The sequence below is a fragment of the Synechococcales cyanobacterium CNB genome (assembly GCA_030263455.1).
GTDB lineage: Bacteria > Planctomycetota > Phycisphaerae > Phycisphaerales > UBA1924 > CAADGN01.
The window spans coordinates 14273-30854 of record SZOZ01000006.1; the positions used below are offsets into that span (position 1 = coordinate 14273).

At 67.0% G+C, this 16582-nt stretch carries 13 protein-coding genes, 2 tRNA genes and 1 pseudogene; 4 read left to right on the forward strand and 12 right to left on the reverse strand.

Annotated elements, in window-relative coordinates; all coding sequences use genetic code 11:
• The first annotated feature begins 72 nt into the window (after positions 1-72).
• Positions 73-147: transfer RNA gene (locus FBT69_07275), tRNA-Glu, on the forward strand.
• 200 nt (positions 148-347) lie between these two features.
• Positions 348-1739 (forward strand): twin-arginine translocation signal domain-containing protein, encoded by a 1392-nt coding sequence (locus tag FBT69_07280; GenBank protein MDL1904597.1) that lies wholly within the window; start codon positions 348-350, stop codon positions 1737-1739.
• Positions 1740-1847: 108 nt separating this feature from the next.
• Here FBT69_07280 and FBT69_07285 read toward each other — a convergent pair whose 3' ends face one another.
• Positions 1848-3845, reverse strand: a complete 1998-nt coding sequence (locus FBT69_07285; GenBank protein MDL1904598.1) for a hypothetical protein — start codon at positions 3843-3845, stop codon at positions 1848-1850.
• Positions 3846-4071: 226 nt separating this feature from the next.
• Here FBT69_07285 and FBT69_07290 point away from each other — a divergent pair.
• Together FBT69_07290 and FBT69_07295 are read left to right on the forward strand one after the other, a co-directional pair.
• Positions 4072-4278 (forward strand): annotated as a pseudogene (locus FBT69_07290) (DUF1559 domain-containing protein).
• A gap of 880 nt (positions 4279-5158) precedes the next feature.
• Positions 5159-7912 carry a hypothetical protein gene (locus tag FBT69_07295; protein MDL1904599.1) on the forward strand — a complete coding sequence of 918 codons (2754 nt, stop codon included), beginning with the start codon at positions 5159-5161 and terminating at the stop codon, positions 7910-7912.
• 222 nt (positions 7913-8134) lie between these two features.
• On the opposite strand, the gene FBT69_07300 is transcribed toward FBT69_07295, so the two are convergent.
• The 11 genes from FBT69_07300 to FBT69_07350 all read right to left on the reverse strand — a co-directional run bounded on the left by FBT69_07300 (position 8135) and on the right by FBT69_07350 (position 16575).
• Positions 8135-8208 (reverse strand) — tRNA-Val (locus FBT69_07300).
• Positions 8209-8301: 93 nt separating this feature from the next.
• Entirely contained in the window at positions 8302-8844 is a 543-nt protein-coding gene (locus FBT69_07305) for a hypothetical protein (protein MDL1904600.1), read from the reverse strand.
• On the reverse strand, positions 8841-9467 hold the full coding sequence (locus FBT69_07310; protein ID MDL1904601.1) for a type II secretion system protein M: 627 nt from the start codon (positions 9465-9467) through the stop codon (positions 8841-8843). Before FBT69_07310 ends, FBT69_07305 begins: the two co-directional genes overlap by 4 nt.
• Complete coding sequence (locus FBT69_07315) at positions 9464-11116, reverse strand: hypothetical protein (GenBank protein MDL1904602.1); 1653 nt, start codon at positions 11114-11116, stop codon at positions 9464-9466. The genes FBT69_07310 and FBT69_07315 overlap by 4 nt, the downstream gene beginning before the upstream one ends.
• A 97-nt stretch (positions 11117-11213) precedes the next feature.
• On the reverse strand, positions 11214-11600 hold the full coding sequence (locus tag FBT69_07320; GenBank protein MDL1904603.1) for a hypothetical protein: 387 nt from the start codon (positions 11598-11600) through the stop codon (positions 11214-11216).
• 3 nt (positions 11601-11603) lie between these two features.
• A complete protein-coding gene (locus FBT69_07325) occupies positions 11604-12212 on the reverse strand; it encodes a type II secretion system protein (protein ID MDL1904604.1) in 609 nt (202 codons plus the stop codon).
• Positions 12149-12649 (reverse strand): prepilin-type N-terminal cleavage/methylation domain-containing protein, encoded by a 501-nt coding sequence (locus FBT69_07330; GenBank protein ID MDL1904605.1) that lies wholly within the window; start codon positions 12647-12649, stop codon positions 12149-12151. Before FBT69_07330 ends, FBT69_07325 begins: the two co-directional genes overlap by 64 nt.
• Positions 12646-13176 (reverse strand): prepilin-type N-terminal cleavage/methylation domain-containing protein, encoded by a 531-nt coding sequence (locus FBT69_07335; protein ID MDL1904606.1) that lies wholly within the window; start codon positions 13174-13176, stop codon positions 12646-12648. Before FBT69_07335 ends, FBT69_07330 begins: the two co-directional genes overlap by 4 nt.
• An 11-nt stretch (positions 13177-13187) precedes the next feature.
• Entirely contained in the window at positions 13188-13673 is a 486-nt protein-coding gene (locus FBT69_07340) for a type II secretion system protein (GenBank protein ID MDL1904607.1), read from the reverse strand.
• Between the two features lie 8 nt (positions 13674-13681).
• Entirely contained in the window at positions 13682-14887 is a 1206-nt protein-coding gene (locus FBT69_07345; GenBank protein MDL1904608.1) for a type II secretion system F family protein, read from the reverse strand.
• Entirely contained in the window at positions 14884-16575 is a 1692-nt protein-coding gene (locus tag FBT69_07350) for a type II/IV secretion system protein (protein MDL1904609.1), read from the reverse strand. The genes FBT69_07345 and FBT69_07350 overlap by 4 nt, the downstream gene beginning before the upstream one ends.
• Positions 16576-16582: the final 7 nt, after the last annotated feature.

Below are 16582 nucleotides of genomic sequence, written 5' to 3' on the forward strand. Positions count from 1 at the left end.
GTCATGGTACGCGACCGGACGGAGCACGTTCGGTAGCCGGACGGTGCGCGAGGGCTACAATGGCCGCGCTCAGGCCCCGTCGTCTAGCCAGGTCCAGGACACCAGGTTTTCATCCTGGTAACACGGGTTCGAATCCCGTCGGGGTCATTGGTCAGCCCGATCTACCGGGTCTCCACCCGTGCTTGGTGCTGCCGCCGAAGCCCCGAGGCAGTCCACTCGCTCTGGCGGACTCCCGGTACACTCTCGGCCGTCGGCCGTGGCTGTCGGGTCAGGTGCCGTACGCGAAGCATCCGATTCGCCGACGTGCGAGCGAGGCCCCATGCCACCGCAAGCGGGAGTGTGATCTCATGGCAGCAGGCACCGCCACCGTTTCACGGCGTGACTTCCTTCAAACGGCCGCTGTTCTCGGCGCGGCGGCGTTCGTGGCTCCGAGCGTCGGGTTTGCCCGGCCGGCGCGGGCTGCGAGCAAACTCCGCGTGCTCTCGATCGGTGTCATCGGAACGATCGGCGGAGCTGACCGGCACAACATCGCCTCGCACCCGTTGGCGGAGATCGTCGGTCTGTGCGACGTGGACGCGAACGCGCTCGCCGAGGCCGCACGCGAGCACCCTGACGCATTCACCTGCGAGGACTACCGCGAGGCCTTCGAGAAGCATGGCGACAAGTTCGACGCCGTGATCGTTGCCACGCCCGACCACTCGCACTGCGCGATCATGACGCTCGCGCTCGACCGCGGCAAGCACGTCTACGGCCAGAAGCCGCTCGTGCAGCAACTCGAGGAACTCGACCTGCTGGAACGCGCCGTCCGCGCCCGCCGCAACCTCGTTACGCAGGTCGGCGCCCAGCGGATCGAGCACGCCCCGCGGCGCGCGGCCGTGGACATCCTGCGCACCGGCGCGCTCGGGAAGGTCGTCGAGGTCCACATCACCTTCGGCAACGGCTCCCGCGCCGGCGGGCACTACTTCGCCGACGGCACGCTCGGCGACCCGATCGACCCCCCGCCGGGGTTCAACTATGACCTCTGGCTGAACGGGGCGCAGCACGAGCCGTGCCGACCGCAGATGGTCCAGCGGCAGTGGCGCAGCTGGTGGAAGTACGGCGGGGGGCAGATCACGGACTGGGTGGTCCATCTCACCGACGTGCTCTTCTACGCATTCCCTGAGCTGACCAGCCCCGTGCGCGTCTGCACCAGGACGCCCTCGCGCGACCTGTCGCACTTCCACGCCGACCGCGTGCTCTCGACGGTCACGTACGCTGTGAAGAGCGACCGCTTCGCGAACACGACGTGCAACTTCTACTTCTACGACTCGAACATGCGGCCCGACCGCGCGCACCTCGGCATCGGCGAGGGCGAGTGGCCCAGCGGCATCGTCACCATCGTCGTCTGCGAGGGCGGCACACTCGTGCTCGCTCCGGAAGGGCCGCTCGAAATCTGGCGTGAAGGCCGCAAGACCGACGGCATGGAGTGGCCGGGCCTGCCGACCTACGAGAAGTTCAGCCACTGGCACGCCTGGGTGGACAAGGCCCTCGGACGCGACACGCCGCACCTCTGGATGCCCTTCGACGTCGGCATCCGCTGCACCGAACCGGGCCTGCTCGCCATGAAGGCTGCGAAGTACCCCGGCCAATCGCTGGACTGGGACCGCGCGAGCCTCTCGTTCACGAACCACGCCGAGGCGAACCGCACGCTCGTGCGACGCGAGTACCGCACGGGCTTCGAGCCTCTCCGCGTCAAGTGACATGGACGCCCGCTCCGCCCGGCGGACGCCGCGTGGAACTCGAACACAAAGAGGCCCCCGCGCGAGCGCAGGGGCCTCCGTTCCATGGCAGAGGTTCCGGCACAACCGTCACGAGCAGCCGGCGACGTACGCGTTCAGGAACGCGATGAAGTCCAGCGAGTTGATGATGGTGTCGCCGTTGAAGTCCGCCCGCGGGTCCTGGGCGACGTACGCGTTCAGGAACGCGATGAAGTCCAGTGAGTTGATGATGGTGTCGCCGTTGAAGTCGGCCGGGCAAGGCTTCGAGGTCGGAACGACCACGAACTGGTCGCCGGCGTAGTCGGCGAAGTCGATGTTGCGGACGTCTGCGATCGCGCCGAGGTTGCCTGTTCCCGCCGGCAGCCCGCCGATGACCTGATTGGAGAGGTACGACGAGTCCGGGCTTGCGATGAAGCCCGCGAGCTTGATCTCAGACACACCGTCCCAACCCAGTTCGTCGAGGTCGATGGCGATCTCGAAGCCGGCCGTGACGTTGGGGGCGTCGGAAGTGTCGGTGTCCGTCACGCCGCCGACGTTGGAGTTGTCGAGGTAGAAGAGGAGAAGGCCCGGCACGGGGTTGAAGGGGTCGATCTGCGTCGTTCGCGGGGCGTAGTTCGTATACAGCTGTGGCGTGAAGCCGTCCTGCACGTCCACGCGCGGGCCATCGAAGGGCACCGGAGCGCGATCGGACTTGGGATTGTTGTCCCACGCGCCGTAGTCGAGGTTGTTGCCGTTGAAGTCCTTGAGCGGGCCGTTGGTGCGGAGGACGGCGCAGTCCATGGTCTGCCACGGCGGGTTGTCGTTGATCTTGATGCTCATCCAGTAGTTCGGCTCGAACGCGGCGTCGAAGGTCAGGCCGTTGCCGAAGCCCTCGTCGCCCATGCGGTTGAGGTTGCCGAAGGAGATGTCAACGTTGTCGCCGCGGAGGCGGTTCTGCCCGCCCGGCGCGGCGTCGAGAAAGAGGTTGAGCTTGTTGCCGCTGTTGGAGTCCTTGGACCCGGAGCCGTTCTCGAGGTTGCCGGTGATCATCAGATAGAGGCGATTGCCCGGGCCGTCGAAGTAGGAGTAGACGGCGTTGAGTTCGGACCCTGTGGCGTGGTCCTCGGTCCCCGATGGGGGTGGGCAGGAACCGAAGACGCCGTCCACGTTCGAGTTGTTGATCGTGACGCGGATGTCGTCGGGGTTTGACCCGCCGAAGAGGACGCCATCGCTCACAGCAGAACCCGCACCGAGCCAGCGGCCGATGCCGCCGGGCATGACCTCCGCGTAGTTGGGGTAGATGGTGTACGGCTCGCCGCCGCCGCCGAAGAGGATGACGTAGTCGGCCTCGAAACCCTCGTCGAACTCAAGCCCGTTGCCGGAGCCGTCGTCCCCCATGCGGTTGAGGCCGTTGAAGTCGATGTCGGGGTTGTCGCCGCGGAGCTTGTTCTGCCCGCCGGGGATGGTGTCGAAGAAGATGGTGAACTTGTTGAAGTTGGATTCGAGGTTGCCGGTGACCATCACGTACAGCCGACCATCGTGGACGACCGCGTACAAGGCGTCGAGTTCGGAGCCATTGGCGTAGTCGTACGCGCCCATGTTGGCGTCGCCGAAGCCGGTCCGGTTGGTCTGCACCGCCACGGGAGCGCCGTACACGCCGTCGAGCGTCCCGTCGATGATCGGCGCCGCGCCCACCACGGCGGGCGTGAACTCAACGTGCTGCGTGCCGCCGTAGTTCTTGAGGTTCACGTTCCGTGGCTCGCCCGGATTCGACGTGCCGGGGAGCAACCCACCGAGAATCTGGTTCGACACGAAGTCGTTGCCGCTTCCGTTGACGAAGGCGCAGATTCTGATCGCACCCGCCGGGTTCCCCAGCGCGGAGAGCGGGATCGACATCTCGACGCCCGTGGTGACGAGATCGGGCCAGCCGACATCCTCATCATCGCAGGGGTCCGACTGCCCGGAATCGCCGAACTGGGTCGGGTTCGTCTGCACCCAGATGGGCGCACCGTACAGGGCGTCGCGCTGCCCGTCCACAACGGGCTGGGCGCCGACCACCGCGGCCGACGCTGCCACGCCGACAAACAACAGAATCCCTCTCGTGCTCATCGCTTCTCCCTTGCCTCAAGATGTGCGACGCCCGCTCTCGGCGGCGGTTCCTCCAGACCGAACCGCGATCGGCGCGGACACGGTGCAGTCTAGCGGTGCGGCCTCACCGCTCCAAGGGGTTTCTGCCGGCCGATTCCGAGGCATTGACCCGAAAGTTTGCGGTCTGTACTCTTTGGCGTTCCGGGTCTCACCCGGGAGGCGGAGCAGGTCTCGGACCGGAGTCGCCATGCGCACGTCCCCTGCAACCCGCGGCGCGTTCACGCTGATCGAGTTGCTCGTCGTCATCGCCATCATCGCTCTCCTGATCGGGCTTCTGCTTCCTGCCCTGGGCAAAGCCCGGGAGGCCGCCCGTATCGCTCAGTGTCTGAGCAATACACGCCAGATGGGCCTCGCGATGACGTACTACGCGAACGAGTGGAAGGACTGGTACCCGCTCATTCCGTTCACCAAGCAGGCAGAGGACGCCTTTTACGGCAAGTCCGGCGAACGGCGTCTGGACTTTCAGTACGTCGTCGGCGGCGTCTCCGGCCTCTTCAGCCTGTACCAGATGGGCCAGTCGGGCGGACTCGGCGACGGAATGCACGGGTTCGTCGGCGCGACGGGCGACCCCGACCTCGCCGCCTACCCGGACGGCAACAAGACGCCCCTGATGCGGGCCTACGTTTCCGATTGGCAGTTCCTGACGTGCCCCGGAGATAAGCTTGATCGCTGGTACGGCATGCCGTTCAAACCAGGTTATTCGTACAACGCGGGCAAGCCGATGCAGCCCAAGCCGCCTGCATCGGAATGGAGCATCGTGGGATACAACGTGAGTTATCTCTACATCGCCGGGCTGAAGACCGATGAGTCGGTCATCATCCACCCCGCGCCGATCTGGGGCGACGAGACCAACGGCCCGGACGTGAGCACCGACGCGTGGTACGGGCGGAAGGACCTGGCCGACTCTGCCGGTACCACGGTGGGCAAGTTTGCCAAGGACGACAACCACGGCAAAGCGGGCGGCAACTACGTCTTCACCGACGGGCACGCGGAACTCATCACCGACAAGATTCACGACGTCTTCTTCAAGGAAGAGAGCGACAGCGAGAAGAGTGTGAACGTCATCGACAAGAAACGCAGCAAGCGTGTTCAGACGATCGACTGACGCGCCTGCGAGGCGAACCGCCACGGTGTCCGCCTTGCTGCTCCGCGTGGGAACGCCCCCGGCTGCCGCCACGCCCGCCATCCGAGGGCCTGTACGCTCCACTTCGCAGGTTTCCTCTTCCGCGCGGGCGGCTGATGCCGCATAATGGCGGAGCACACGGGAGGACGTGATGACCAATGCCCAGACCTTGTCCCGCTCTCTCCTGCTCGCCGTGGCTGTCGGCTTCGCGCCGTCCCCCCGGGCGGACGGGCAAGACCACCCGGTCATCCTTCAGTGGTTCGAGTGCCCGTGGGCTGACATCGAGCACCGCGCTCCCGACTTCTTCAACGCGGGCTACGGCGCGCTCTGGCTGCCGCCCCCATCGAAATGCGCCGACCCGAAAAGCCCCGGCTATGACCCGTTCGAACGCTTCGATCTCGGCACGCCGACGTCGCCGACGGCCTACGGGACCGAGGCCGGCTTTCGTGCGGCGACGAGCGAACTGCGCCGAGCGAATGGCCTGATCTACATCGACACAATCATGAACCACAACTCGATGCGCCAGACAAGCAAATCCTTCCAGGAGGCGGGCGGGTACCCCGGATTCTGGATGGCGTCGGAGAACCCGCCGCGCGACAAACTGCCGACCGACAACTGGGGCGACTTCCACGCCGGGCACGCCGCAGGGTACTACCAGTCGGAGGATCCGGGCAAGCCGTTCTATGACCGCGAGAAGGGCGACCTCGTCGCATTGATCGACATCGCGCACGAATCCAACAACCTCTTCATCCGCCACCCCGTGAAAGCCGGTCACGCGCAGAACATCCCCGAAGGTACGCTCTACAACAAGCCGAATCCGGCCAACGCCCGCTTGTACCAGGACCGCGACCTGCCGCCGAGGGTGGTCCACAACCCGGGTACTTCACGCAACCCTCCCCCCGGTCAGCACTGGGAGTTCTTCGTCTATCCCTTCAATACGAACGATCCGTCGCAAGGCGATCCGATCGCGGAGAACGCAACCCTCCTCCTGCTCCGGTGGACGCAGTGGATGCTCGACGAGTTCAGGGTGGACGGCTTCCGCCTCGACGCAGCGAAGCACGTGCCGACCTGGTTCTGGGACACCTACTGGGACACGGTCGTGCACGAACGTCGCCTCACGCCCGACGGCCGCATCGCGACCCCCTTTTCCTTCGTTGAGTGCGTGGACGGCAACTGGTTCACCTACACGCAGTACGTCCGCAAGGACGCCTTCGCCGACCGCGACGCGCTCGACCTGAGCGGAGCAGGCTCGCTGCGCGACGTCCTGAACGCCGACGGCTTCGGCTCGTGGGCGTCGGTCCTCGCCGCCCACATCGACACCACAGATGACGGGTTCAACAACGGCACCCTCGGCGTGAACCACGTCTTCAGCCACGACAACGGCTCGGCCGGCAACGGTTCCGCCGCCCCCCCCCTTCCCACGCGCCGCCAGCAGGGCCTCCCCCAGATGGCATACGCCCTCCTGCGACCCGGGCCGCCCATCGTCTACCACAACGCCCGCGGCATCACACGCTCTGGCGGCTTCTTTCCCCGCGAAGGCTCGCCCAACGCACTCGGACTCGACCCCGCGTCAGGTTCACTCGACCCCGCACTGACGACGCTCGTGCGCATCCGGAACGAGTACGCCCGCGGCCAGTTCTTCCCCCTCAACTGGTCCGACCCGGTCAACCAGTCCATGGACGACGCTCTCGTCTACGAACTCAGCACGCCACTCGACGGCGGCGCATACTCCGCCAACCTCCTCGTCGCCGTCAACGACCGCTTCGACAACGGCGTTCAGCAACGAAACGTCCTCACGACCTTCCCGCCCGGCACACGCCTCCACGAACTCACCGGCAACGCCGCCGACCTGCAGATCGACCCGACCAACCTCATCCCCGAAATCCTCACAGTCGGCGCCGATCGGCGCGTCCTCATCACCGTGCCAAACAACCGCAGCGTCAACGGCCTCGAACACGCCATGGGCTATGTCGTCTACGGCCCCGCAGTCCCGAGCGGCGTTATTGAGATACCCGAGGCGTCCGGCCTCATCCCCGCCGACCCGCCTCAGGCCCCCTTCTCTCGCCGCAGGCTCTCCAGCGTCCCTGTTGTCAACACGGAATCTTTCACGCTCCGCCTCACGACGATGCAGACCGATCCCCTTGATCCGAATACAGACGATGATGCCATCTTTCGGATCAACGAGGGACACGCAGACCTGAACGGCAACGGTGCCACGGACTACCCATACGACGCCGGTGTCGCTGCGGGCTACGAGCGATTCACAACCACCTTCCAACCTCTCTACGGCTCAGGTCACCAGGCCGGCCTCTACGAGCAGGTGATCGACGCCTCGCTCCTCCCCGAGGGGTACAACTACGTCTCCGTGCTCGCGTTCCGTCATCGCAACGCGGGCGATGCACCCCTCTTCCGCGAGTTCAGGACGACGATCTATATCGATCGTGTAGGACCGAAGGTAGAACTGCTCACGACCGGTCCGATCGAGAACGCCACCACGGCCACGTTCCGTGTCGCGCTGCTCGACCGCACGGCACAACGCGTCCACTTCTTCTGGAATCTGCCGCCGGACACAGACCCGATCCCTCTTCTCTCGCCATTCAACCAGGGCGTGAAGCACGACCGCTTCGAATGGCGATGGACCGAATCAGGCCTGACCCACGGCCTGCACACGCTCACCGTCGTGCCCGTCGAAGTCACAGGAACCGCCGCCGTCGAACGCTACGACGTGCTCGTCCTGAACTGCGCAGCGGACGTGAACGGCGATACGCGTACCGACACGCTCGACTTCCTCGCGTACCTCAGCCTCTGGGCAGCGAAGGATGACTCCGCCGACATGAACGGCGACGGAGCCGTAGACACGCTGGACTTCATCCTGTTCCTGAACCTGTGGGTCGCAGGGTGCTGAACAACGGCGACCGAGGAAACACGTGCGATTGCGGTGCCCCACTCCGATCCCGCGCGTACATCAACTCGCTCGCACCAGCAGACCACGACCAAGCCTCCCATTCGGGCGCGCAACACCACCTATCGGTTCGCACCGATCCGCACGAATCATCGGAAAGCCTTGTTGACGCGAGCGTTACGCGAGAAGGTGCGGAACCGTGCGAAACGCTGCGAAACGGGCCGATGGGCGCAACAGGACTCGAACCTGTGACCTCTTCCATGTGACGGAAGCGCTCTAGCCAACTGAGCTATGCGCCCGGGCGCCGCGCTGGGCGGCCGGTCGGGGCAGTATAGCAGCGGCGCCGCTGGTCGGCGGGCGGGCCAGGGGTTGCTGTCGGAGGAGGAGGCTCGTCAGGGCCTCTGAAGCCGGGCGACGACCGTCTTTTCCGGGTCGACGACGCACGTGACCGTAACCGAGGCCGCTTGGCGGTCGATCGAAGTCAAGGCCCACCCGGGCGCGATCTCGGCTCCGAGTCGATACGGCTTGCCGTTGATCACGGCGAGTGGTTCTCTGCCGCCCAGCATGAGCGCGGTCAGCACGACGGCCGGGGGCTTCTCAGCGAGCGGTCTGGCCGTCTCGGGCTTGCTCGCCACCGGAGGCAGAACGATCTCGTTGACAGGCGCTGGCTTGCCGGGGTCGTCGAACAGGAACGGGGAGAGGAGTGGCGCATCGGTGGGCTGCGACGCCGCGAAGGCGGACGCTGCGGCCTGCTCAGCCGTCAGCGGTCGGCGAACGTACGCCGTCGGCGCGGCGGTCGCTTTCTGCTTCGTGGACTTCGCCGATGCGGACTGCGGTGACTGTACGCCGACCATCCGCACGCCCATGAGCATGAGCATGGGAATGACCGCCAGCGCGGCGGCTGCGAGACGCATCGTGGATGGGGTCAGGTTCATTTCGTCCCTCGCTTCGTGGCGGCGGGCGAGGCCGGCCTGGGATCGGGCTCGAGCAGCGATCGGACCAGCCGGTAGTGCGAGGTTTCGATCGTGGCGGTCACTTCCTGGGAGGAATCGCCTGGTCTCGGCGCCACGCGCAGTGCCGTGATGCGGGTCAGGCCGATCTCGTGCTCGAGCTGGGCAACGAAACGTGCAACGGCGTCGAAGGCGCCGATGGCGATGATCGTGTACTCGACGGACTCGATCTCGGTCCTCGACCCTGGACGACGGTTCGCCGTGGTCGCGCGTCGCTTCGGGTCGAGGCGGTCGATGCGGACACCGTGCGACGCGGCAGCCCCGGTCAGCGTGTCGTAGAGCATCGCCGGCTCACCGGACGCCCTCGACTGCCGGTCGATCTCGACCGCGCGAGCGGTGAGTTCGCGGAGTCGGGTCTCGGGCGGCGAAGCGCGGTTGGCATCCTCGCGTCTGGCCGCCTCGATCTTCAACTCCTGGCTTGCCTCCCGTGCCTTGGCGGTTGCCAGGCGGGCTTCGAGCGGCTTGAGCAGGCCGAACCAGCCACCCGCGATCATCGCCCCGACCATGATGACCTCGATGGCGAGCCTTCGGGCGATCAGGTGCCTCATGGCGTGCCCTCCTTGGCCACGACGATCGGGTGCGGCAGGCCGTGCAACTGGGCGCGAAGGACGAAACTCCGCGCGGGAGCGTTGTCCATGACCGTGTTCCGAGTCGAGGCCAGTTGCACCGAGCGAGTGAGCGGCGAGGCGGCCAGCGCCTCGAGGTAGCGACTCAACGGCTCCTGCCCCTCCGGTCCCGCGCCGGCGAGAGCGATCCCGCGAATCGTGAGCGCGGGACCTTCGCGACCGACGTCGCCGGTCACTTCGAGCAGCCGCACTTCGTCGCTGGCAACCGCCGCGATCTGGCGGAGCGTGGCGACCCAGTCGGGGTACTCCCCGAGCGTGGCCGCCAGAGATGCCTCGGCGTCGGCGAGTCGGGCAGCAAGCTCGTCGGCTCGCTGGTCGATCTCCGCCGCAAGGTCGATCGACTCGATGATCGGAGCGTTCGCGTGCATCAACCGGTCGACCTTGGCCCGTTCGTGCGCGATCCGCGCACCGTCGGCGGCGAGGAGCAACCCCGCGGCCACGCCGCCGGCGCGCACGCCGACCGCGAGCACGCTCGCAACCCGCCTTGCTTCCGCGACTCTGGGCAGCAGGTTGAGATTCGGGATCGGACGCTCGACGCACGCTCGCAGGGATGCGCTGCACGCCCCCGCTTCGTACTTCGGCGCGTCTTCGCTGACGATGGCGTCGGCGTCGAGGTGGCTCGACAACAGCTCGGCAAAGCGGGGAATACGCCCGCCCGGCCCGCTGAGCACGAGCCGCACCGTCGAGAGATCACTGTGACTCATGCCGAAGCGGATCGTTTGCCGGGTCTCCACGACATAGCGCTGGATGATGGGTTGCAGCAGCGGCAGGACGACCGAGCCGCGCAGGCCGGAACTGTGATCGATGACCTCCTCCGGACCCGGGATGCCGCGCGTGTGCATGAACTCGCGCGCCCGTTCACGCTCACCGGTGGTCGGCGGCGCAGCGCGTCCGGCCGGATGGAACGCCCGGACGAGTGCTTCGAGCAACAGGTCGCATCCGAGATCGAACGAGCGAAGACATCGCAGGTTGCCGCTGCTCCCCGCCGAGATAACCGTGTGACGCTCGCCGACGTGCATCAATACGTCGTTCGGGCCGCACGAGTCGGTGAGCGCCGCGCGCGCTGCGGATGCGATGAGAACTGCCTCCATCGGGGCAATCACGACCGGACGGCACCCAGCCCGAACGAGCATCCCGAAGAGCGACTGGGCACGATCGTCACGATCGGCGGTCGCGAGCACGTGGGTTCGAGGCGGCTCGCCCGAGGCGTCGTTGCCAACGATCGTGCACGAAACAGGATGGCTCGAGGCCGGATACTGGAGAGCCTCCGCCAGTTGCATCCGTGCCGCTCGGAGCGCCGCGTCGCCGGACAGCGGGCAACTGGCGAGCATCGCCGTGGCGTCAGGGCCGTCGTGGTACAGCGCCGTACGCATCCCTCGGCGCGCGCGAACGCGCTTCAGCAACGCGGCGACCGCCGTGTCGAGCGGCATCAGGCCGTCCGCCCAGTAACCCTCCCACTCGGCAGGGTCGAGCTCGACGGAGGCGGATCGCTCGACCGCACGGCCCGATACGACCGCGACCTCGAGGCGAGTCGGCGACAGCCCTATGCACAGGCCCGTTGATCTCAGCACGAGCGCACACTCCCCTGCGGCTCCGCCCGCATAGCGATCATCGACCCGCCAAGGGCGTGACTTGTGCCCCGGTCGGGAGCCTCGTCGTTCCCGGACCTCACTCGACGAGCAGGTTGAGCCGACGCCGTGCCTCGCCCGATCGACCCTCGACCACAATCTCGCCAACTTCGCCCGTGGGTGGAAGGCTGACGAACGCGACCGTCGCCGCGCCCACGGACTGCTCGCTCCCGAGGGCCGGTGGCTCCAGCCCGTCGACGATCGCCCTGACCGCGATGAACGCCCCTGACTCGGCGGCGTAAAACGCCCGCGTGGTCTCGGCACGCATCGCGCCCAGAACGGCCTCGTCGCCGGCAGGGCGAGCCGACCCCATGACGACAAGGTTCAACATCGCCAGAACGACGATCACGACCGCGAGCGCAACCCCCGCACGCCCGCGGGCGAGGTGTTGCGAAACGCACCGATCGGGGACGGGTCGCGTGCTCATGCCTTACGCACCTCCTGGCTGGACGATCGTGACTCGTGCGAACGCAACTCCGCGGAGTTCCACGCCGCGCACGACCAGCCGGACCGTGAACCGCCGCGTCTGCTCCGGGGTCGCCGAGCAATCGGTAACGCCGTCGGCGGCCAAGTAGCCGATCTCGAACGCCGTTACCTGCCTGCAGAGCACACCCTGAACACCGAACTCGTCTGTCAGCACGAGATCGGAGCCACTGAGTTCGACCCCTCGATTGTCCGTGAACTCAACAGCATCCGCGTCGGCGCGCACGATCCCGACCTGGCCGCCCGCGCTCCCTTCCGGCGCCTCACGCAGGAGTCGGACCACACGGTCGAGCGCGAAGCCCGCGTCCTCCGCGGCTTCGCGCGTGTCCGCAGCCGAGGCGTACGCATCGCCGAGCGACGCGGTCACGGGCACCACGATCGCTGCGATTACCCCTACGATGACGATCGACAGGGTGACCTCGAGGAGGGTCAGCCCGCGTCGCCCGGGCGACGTAATGCAGAGCGACCGGCCGGGATGGATGCCCGCTTGATTCACAGTTCCGTCACCACCACCGAGATGGGCAGGGATTGGGTTCCGCCCGTTGCTCTCGGCCACGTCACGGTCACCGTTACCGTCCTGAAAAGGTCGAGTTCGGGATCACCCGTCGCGACACCCGATGCGGCGTGAGGGGGCGTCACGTCGATCGTGTACGCGAACCCGAGGTCTTCGTATAGAGACGCGGTGCCCGCTGCCCGTGCCAGCAGCCCTGCATCCGGCGTGTTGAGCCAGGCGTTCGTATCCGCAAGCGCCGCGTAGCCGAGGCCGGGTGCATCAGAATAAACGTCCGCCAGCACATGCTCGACGACAGCCTGCGCCAGCGCGGCCGCTCGTGTGGTCTGCACGGCGTCGGCGCGGGCGAGCACAGCCTCCTGCACGACGACAACCGAAGGCGGCACCGCGATCCCAAGCACCACTACCACGACCACCACCTCGATCAGCGAGAGGCCTCGCCGAAGGATGCCGCGGCCGTGCTGTGATGCGAGATGGTTCATCGCTCAACAAGCCCCGATACCCTGCGAACGCTGATCGTGAAGCCCCCCGTCAGCGATACCGATGCATCCTGCGTGAACACCCCGGTCAGCGTGCCGGCGGCATCGCGCACCTGCGGCGTGCCGGAGTGGGAAAACCACAGCCGGACCAGCCCCGAGGAGCCGTCGCCGCCGACGCACGAGAGCATCTGGACCCCGGGAAACGAGTGGGCCAGCACGAGCGACTCGGCCGCAAGCCCGGTCGAGTCTCTCATCGGGGCGACGCTCAGGCTGCCCGACGGAATGTAGACGGGCGTGAGCGTGCCCGTTGACGCGTCTGCGATGACTCCGCTCGGTTGGCCTGTCGCCATGGCGAAGGTGCGGGCGTGGGTGAGGAGGCGGTGCGTTTCCCGCGCAGCGGCCGCCTGGCGGGCGCCAGCGGTCGAGCCGAGCGCGGGGATGACGCCGATCGCGAGGATGCCGACGATGACGATCACGACCGTCACTTCGAGCAGCGAGAACGCCCGGGTTGTCATGCCGCGCAGGCCCATCAGCGACGCCCTCAGAGTTCGTTCGCGTTGCGGAATCCGCCCTGCCCGTCCGGTGAAGTCGTCGCGGCGGCGGAGTTCGCGTAGAAGATCGCCACGGGGGGATCGGAGGCGTTGTTCACGTAGTAGTTCCAGCCGTAGAGGTCCGGGTCCGCCACAGCGCGAGCCTCGGCCTGCTGCTGCGAGACGGCCTGCACCGCCGTGAGCCGCGAATACGGATTCGCCGGAACCCCCCCCTGCACGACGACGCCCGCCGTTGTCAACTGCTCCAGCGTGGGATAGGGGTCCGTCCCGGCGATGATCGCGCGAGCGCGGAACGAAGCGATCGACGAACGCACACTCGACACGCTCGACTCCAGCGCGGCGGTGCGCGCGTCGTCCGTCGCCCCGGCGAACTGCGGCACCACCAGCGCGGCCAGAATGCCCATGATGATCACGACGATCACGATCTCGAGCAGCGAGAACGCCCGCCGATTCCGAAGATTCATCACGCCGACCATGGCTCCCCCTAGTGATTCAGCTTGACCATCTGCCACATCGGCAGGAAGACGGAGAGTGCGATCACGAGCACAATCACGGCGAGGGCGACCGTCAGCAGCGGCTCGATGACCTGGCTCACGCCCTTCGTGAGATGCTCGGCCTCACGCTCGTAGTGCTTGGCGACGACCCCGCACGAACGAGAGAGTTCCGCCGAGTCCTTGCCCGCGCTGATCATGCGTCGTGCGAAACTGGGCAGGTAGGTGGCGACCTCGATCGATTCCTTCAGCGAGGCCCCCCCCCGAAGACGCTCAGCGATCTGGTTGCACTCCAGCGCGAACAGCGGCCTGCCGGTCGCGCGACCTCCCATCTCCATCGCCTCGGTGACGCCCAGGCCGGAGCCGAGCGCGATGCCGAAAACACGGGCAAAGCGGGCGGTCGTGACGGCAACGAGCACCTTCTCGACGAAAGGAACGAAGCGGAAAGCTCGCTCGAAGAACGCCCGGCCGCCATCGGTTCGCCACGCCGCCGCGCACGCGAGCGCCACGCCGACGATTGTGCCGAGGTACGCCCACCAGTGTGCCCGCACAGACGCCGCGATCGCCTGGATGGCCCGAGTCGTCAATGGCAGCTTGACGTCCGACGAGGCGAACGTCTCGGCGAAACGCGGAACGACGAACACGATGATGACGCTGACGGCCAGCGCCACGACGCCCACGACGATGACGGGGTAGGCGAGGGCGCGCTTCAACTGCTGGCGGAGTTCGACCTGACGCTCGAGCATGTCCGCGAGATGCGAGGTGACCGAGGCGAGACTCCCCGATCTCTCCGCCGCTCTCATGGTCTCGACGTACACCTCGCCGAACGTCTGCCGGTGCTGGTCGATCGCCTCGCTGATGGACGCTCCCGCCTGAACTCGAGCGGCCACGTCCCGGATCATCTCGCGCTGGGCCGGACGCTTCTCGCTCTCGGCAATGCTGCTCAGCCCGTCCTCGATCGGAATCTTCGCCTCAACCAGAACGCTCAGTTCCCGTGTGAGCGCGGCGATGTCCGTCAGCGTCGCGCCCCGATACCGGAGCAGCGAGGTCCGCTCACGCGCGGGACGCACGCTGAACGGCGTGAGACCCATCGAGGCGAGCCGGCGGTAAGCGTCCTGCTCGCCCGTCGCACGGATCACGCCGCGGCGACGCGAGCCGGACCCGTCCACTGCCGTGTATCGATAGACGTTCTCGCTCATGCGGAAAGCCTCAGCTCGCGCTCCTCCGTCTCCTGCACGCCGCGAAGCTTCGCGAGTTCGTCGAGCGTGGTCAGCCCGAGCGACGCCTTCTCCAGCCCGTCGTGCCACATGAGGCGCATCCCTTCGTCCGTCGCGGTGCGCCGGATGTCGCTCACCGACGCGTTCGCGTCGATGAGGTCGCGGACGCGCGTCGTCACCCGGAGCATCTCGTACACGCCCACTCGACCGCGGTACCCCGTGTTCAGGCACCGCGGGCACCCGCTGCCACGCACGAACTTCGCGCCCATGTCGGGTCGAATCCCCATCTCACGGAGCAGCGTCGCGTCGGCATCGTGCGGCTGGACGCAGCCCTCGCACACCCGACGCACGAGCCGCTGCGCGATCGCGCACAGCAGCGCGTTGTTGATCGCGAACGCCGGCACCGAGAGGTCGCGGAGGCGCGACACCGCCCCGACCGCGTCGTTCGTATGCAGCGTCGAGAAGACCAGGTGCCCGGTCAGCGCTGCCTGCGTGGCGATGCGGGCCGTCTCCTCGTCGCGAATCTCGCCCACGAGGATCACGTCCGGATCCTGCCGAAGGAACGACCGGAGCGCGCTGGCGAAAGTCAGCCCGATCTCGGCGTTCACCTGCACCTGGCGGACCAGCGGGAGGCGAATCTCGACCGGGTCCTCGATCGTCATGATGTTGCGTTCGGGCGAGTTGAGTTTCGACAGCGCGGTGTACAACGTCGTCGTCTTGCCCGAACCGGTCGGACCCGTCACAAGGATCATCCCGTGCGGGTGCGCGATCATCTGCTCGAACCACGCCGTCGCGTCACGCGGCATGCCGAGGTCTTTCACGTCGCCGATCGCCGTCGCGGGTCGCAGGAGCCGCATCACGACGTTCTCGCCGTGAATCGTCGGCACCAGGCTCAGCCGGACATCGATGTTCTGGTTGCGGTGCACGAAGCGGAACTTGCCGTCCTGCGGGCGGCGCGTCTGCGTCAGGTCCAGTTTCGCCATGACCTTCAGTCGTTGGACCATGCCCTCGTGCGCGGAGCGCGGCGGCCCCTGCTGCGGCACGAGCACGCCGTCGAGCCTGTACCGGAGGTTCAGCGTGTTCTCCTCGGGGTTCAGGTGAATGTCGGACGCGCCCGCGTCGATCGCTGCCACGATCACCTGGTTCACCGCCGCGACGATCGGTTCGTCGCCCGTCGTCAGCGAAGCCTCGGCCCGGGCGTGCGCCGGCTCCGGAGCGCCGGAATCGGTCTGCACCAGGCTGTACGCCCGCGCGATCAGCGCTCGCAGCTGTTCCGCGTCGCAGAGGACAGGGTCCACGTCGGTGCGCAGCACCTGCCGGACCTGGTCGATCGACTGCAGGTTCAGGGGGTCGAGCATGGCGACCGTCGAAACGTCGCCGATCCTGAAGAGCACGAACGCTGAGAGACGCTCGGACATCGCGCGGGGGATGAGGTTCGCGTTGTTGATGTCCACGTCATACGCGACGAGATCGACGAACGGGTACTCACAGAGTTTCGCGCGCGAGATCGCCAGCTGGCGGTGCGTGATCGCACCGACGGCGACGAGCGCATCGGGCAGGGCGCACGCATGCTCGCCCGCGTGCTCGCGGGCACGATGCGCGTCCCCTTCCGAGATCAGGCCGTCCTCGATGAGCGACTGCACGAGGAAATGACTCGAATCGAGTACCACGTCGTCC

Excerpts from the sequence above, each read along its gene's own strand:
- FBT69_07330 (MDL1904605.1), bottom strand. The coding sequence starts at position 12,649 with ATGAACCATCTCGCATCACAGCACGGCCGCGGCATCCTTCGGCGAGGC.
- FBT69_07305 (MDL1904600.1), bottom strand. The coding sequence starts at position 8,844 with ATGAACCTGACCCCATCCACGATGCGTCTCGCAGCCGCCGCGCTGGCG.
- FBT69_07280 (MDL1904597.1), top strand. The coding sequence starts at position 348 with ATGGCAGCAGGCACCGCCACCGTTTCACGGCGTGACTTCCTTCAAACG.
- FBT69_07320 (MDL1904603.1), bottom strand. The coding sequence starts at position 11,600 with ATGAGCACGCGACCCGTCCCCGATCGGTGCGTTTCGCAACACCTCGCC.
- FBT69_07295 (MDL1904599.1), top strand. The coding sequence starts at position 5,159 with ATGACCAATGCCCAGACCTTGTCCCGCTCTCTCCTGCTCGCCGTGGCT.
- FBT69_07285 (MDL1904598.1), bottom strand. The coding sequence starts at position 3,845 with ATGAGCACGAGAGGGATTCTGTTGTTTGTCGGCGTGGCAGCGTCGGCC.
- FBT69_07340 (MDL1904607.1), bottom strand. The coding sequence starts at position 13,673 with ATGGTCGGCGTGATGAATCTTCGGAATCGGCGGGCGTTCTCGCTGCTC.
- FBT69_07310 (MDL1904601.1), bottom strand. The coding sequence starts at position 9,467 with ATGAGGCACCTGATCGCCCGAAGGCTCGCCATCGAGGTCATCATGGTC.
- FBT69_07335 (MDL1904606.1), bottom strand. The coding sequence starts at position 13,176 with ATGGGCCTGCGCGGCATGACAACCCGGGCGTTCTCGCTGCTCGAAGTG.
- FBT69_07345 (MDL1904608.1), bottom strand. The coding sequence starts at position 14,887 with ATGAGCGAGAACGTCTATCGATACACGGCAGTGGACGGGTCCGGCTCG.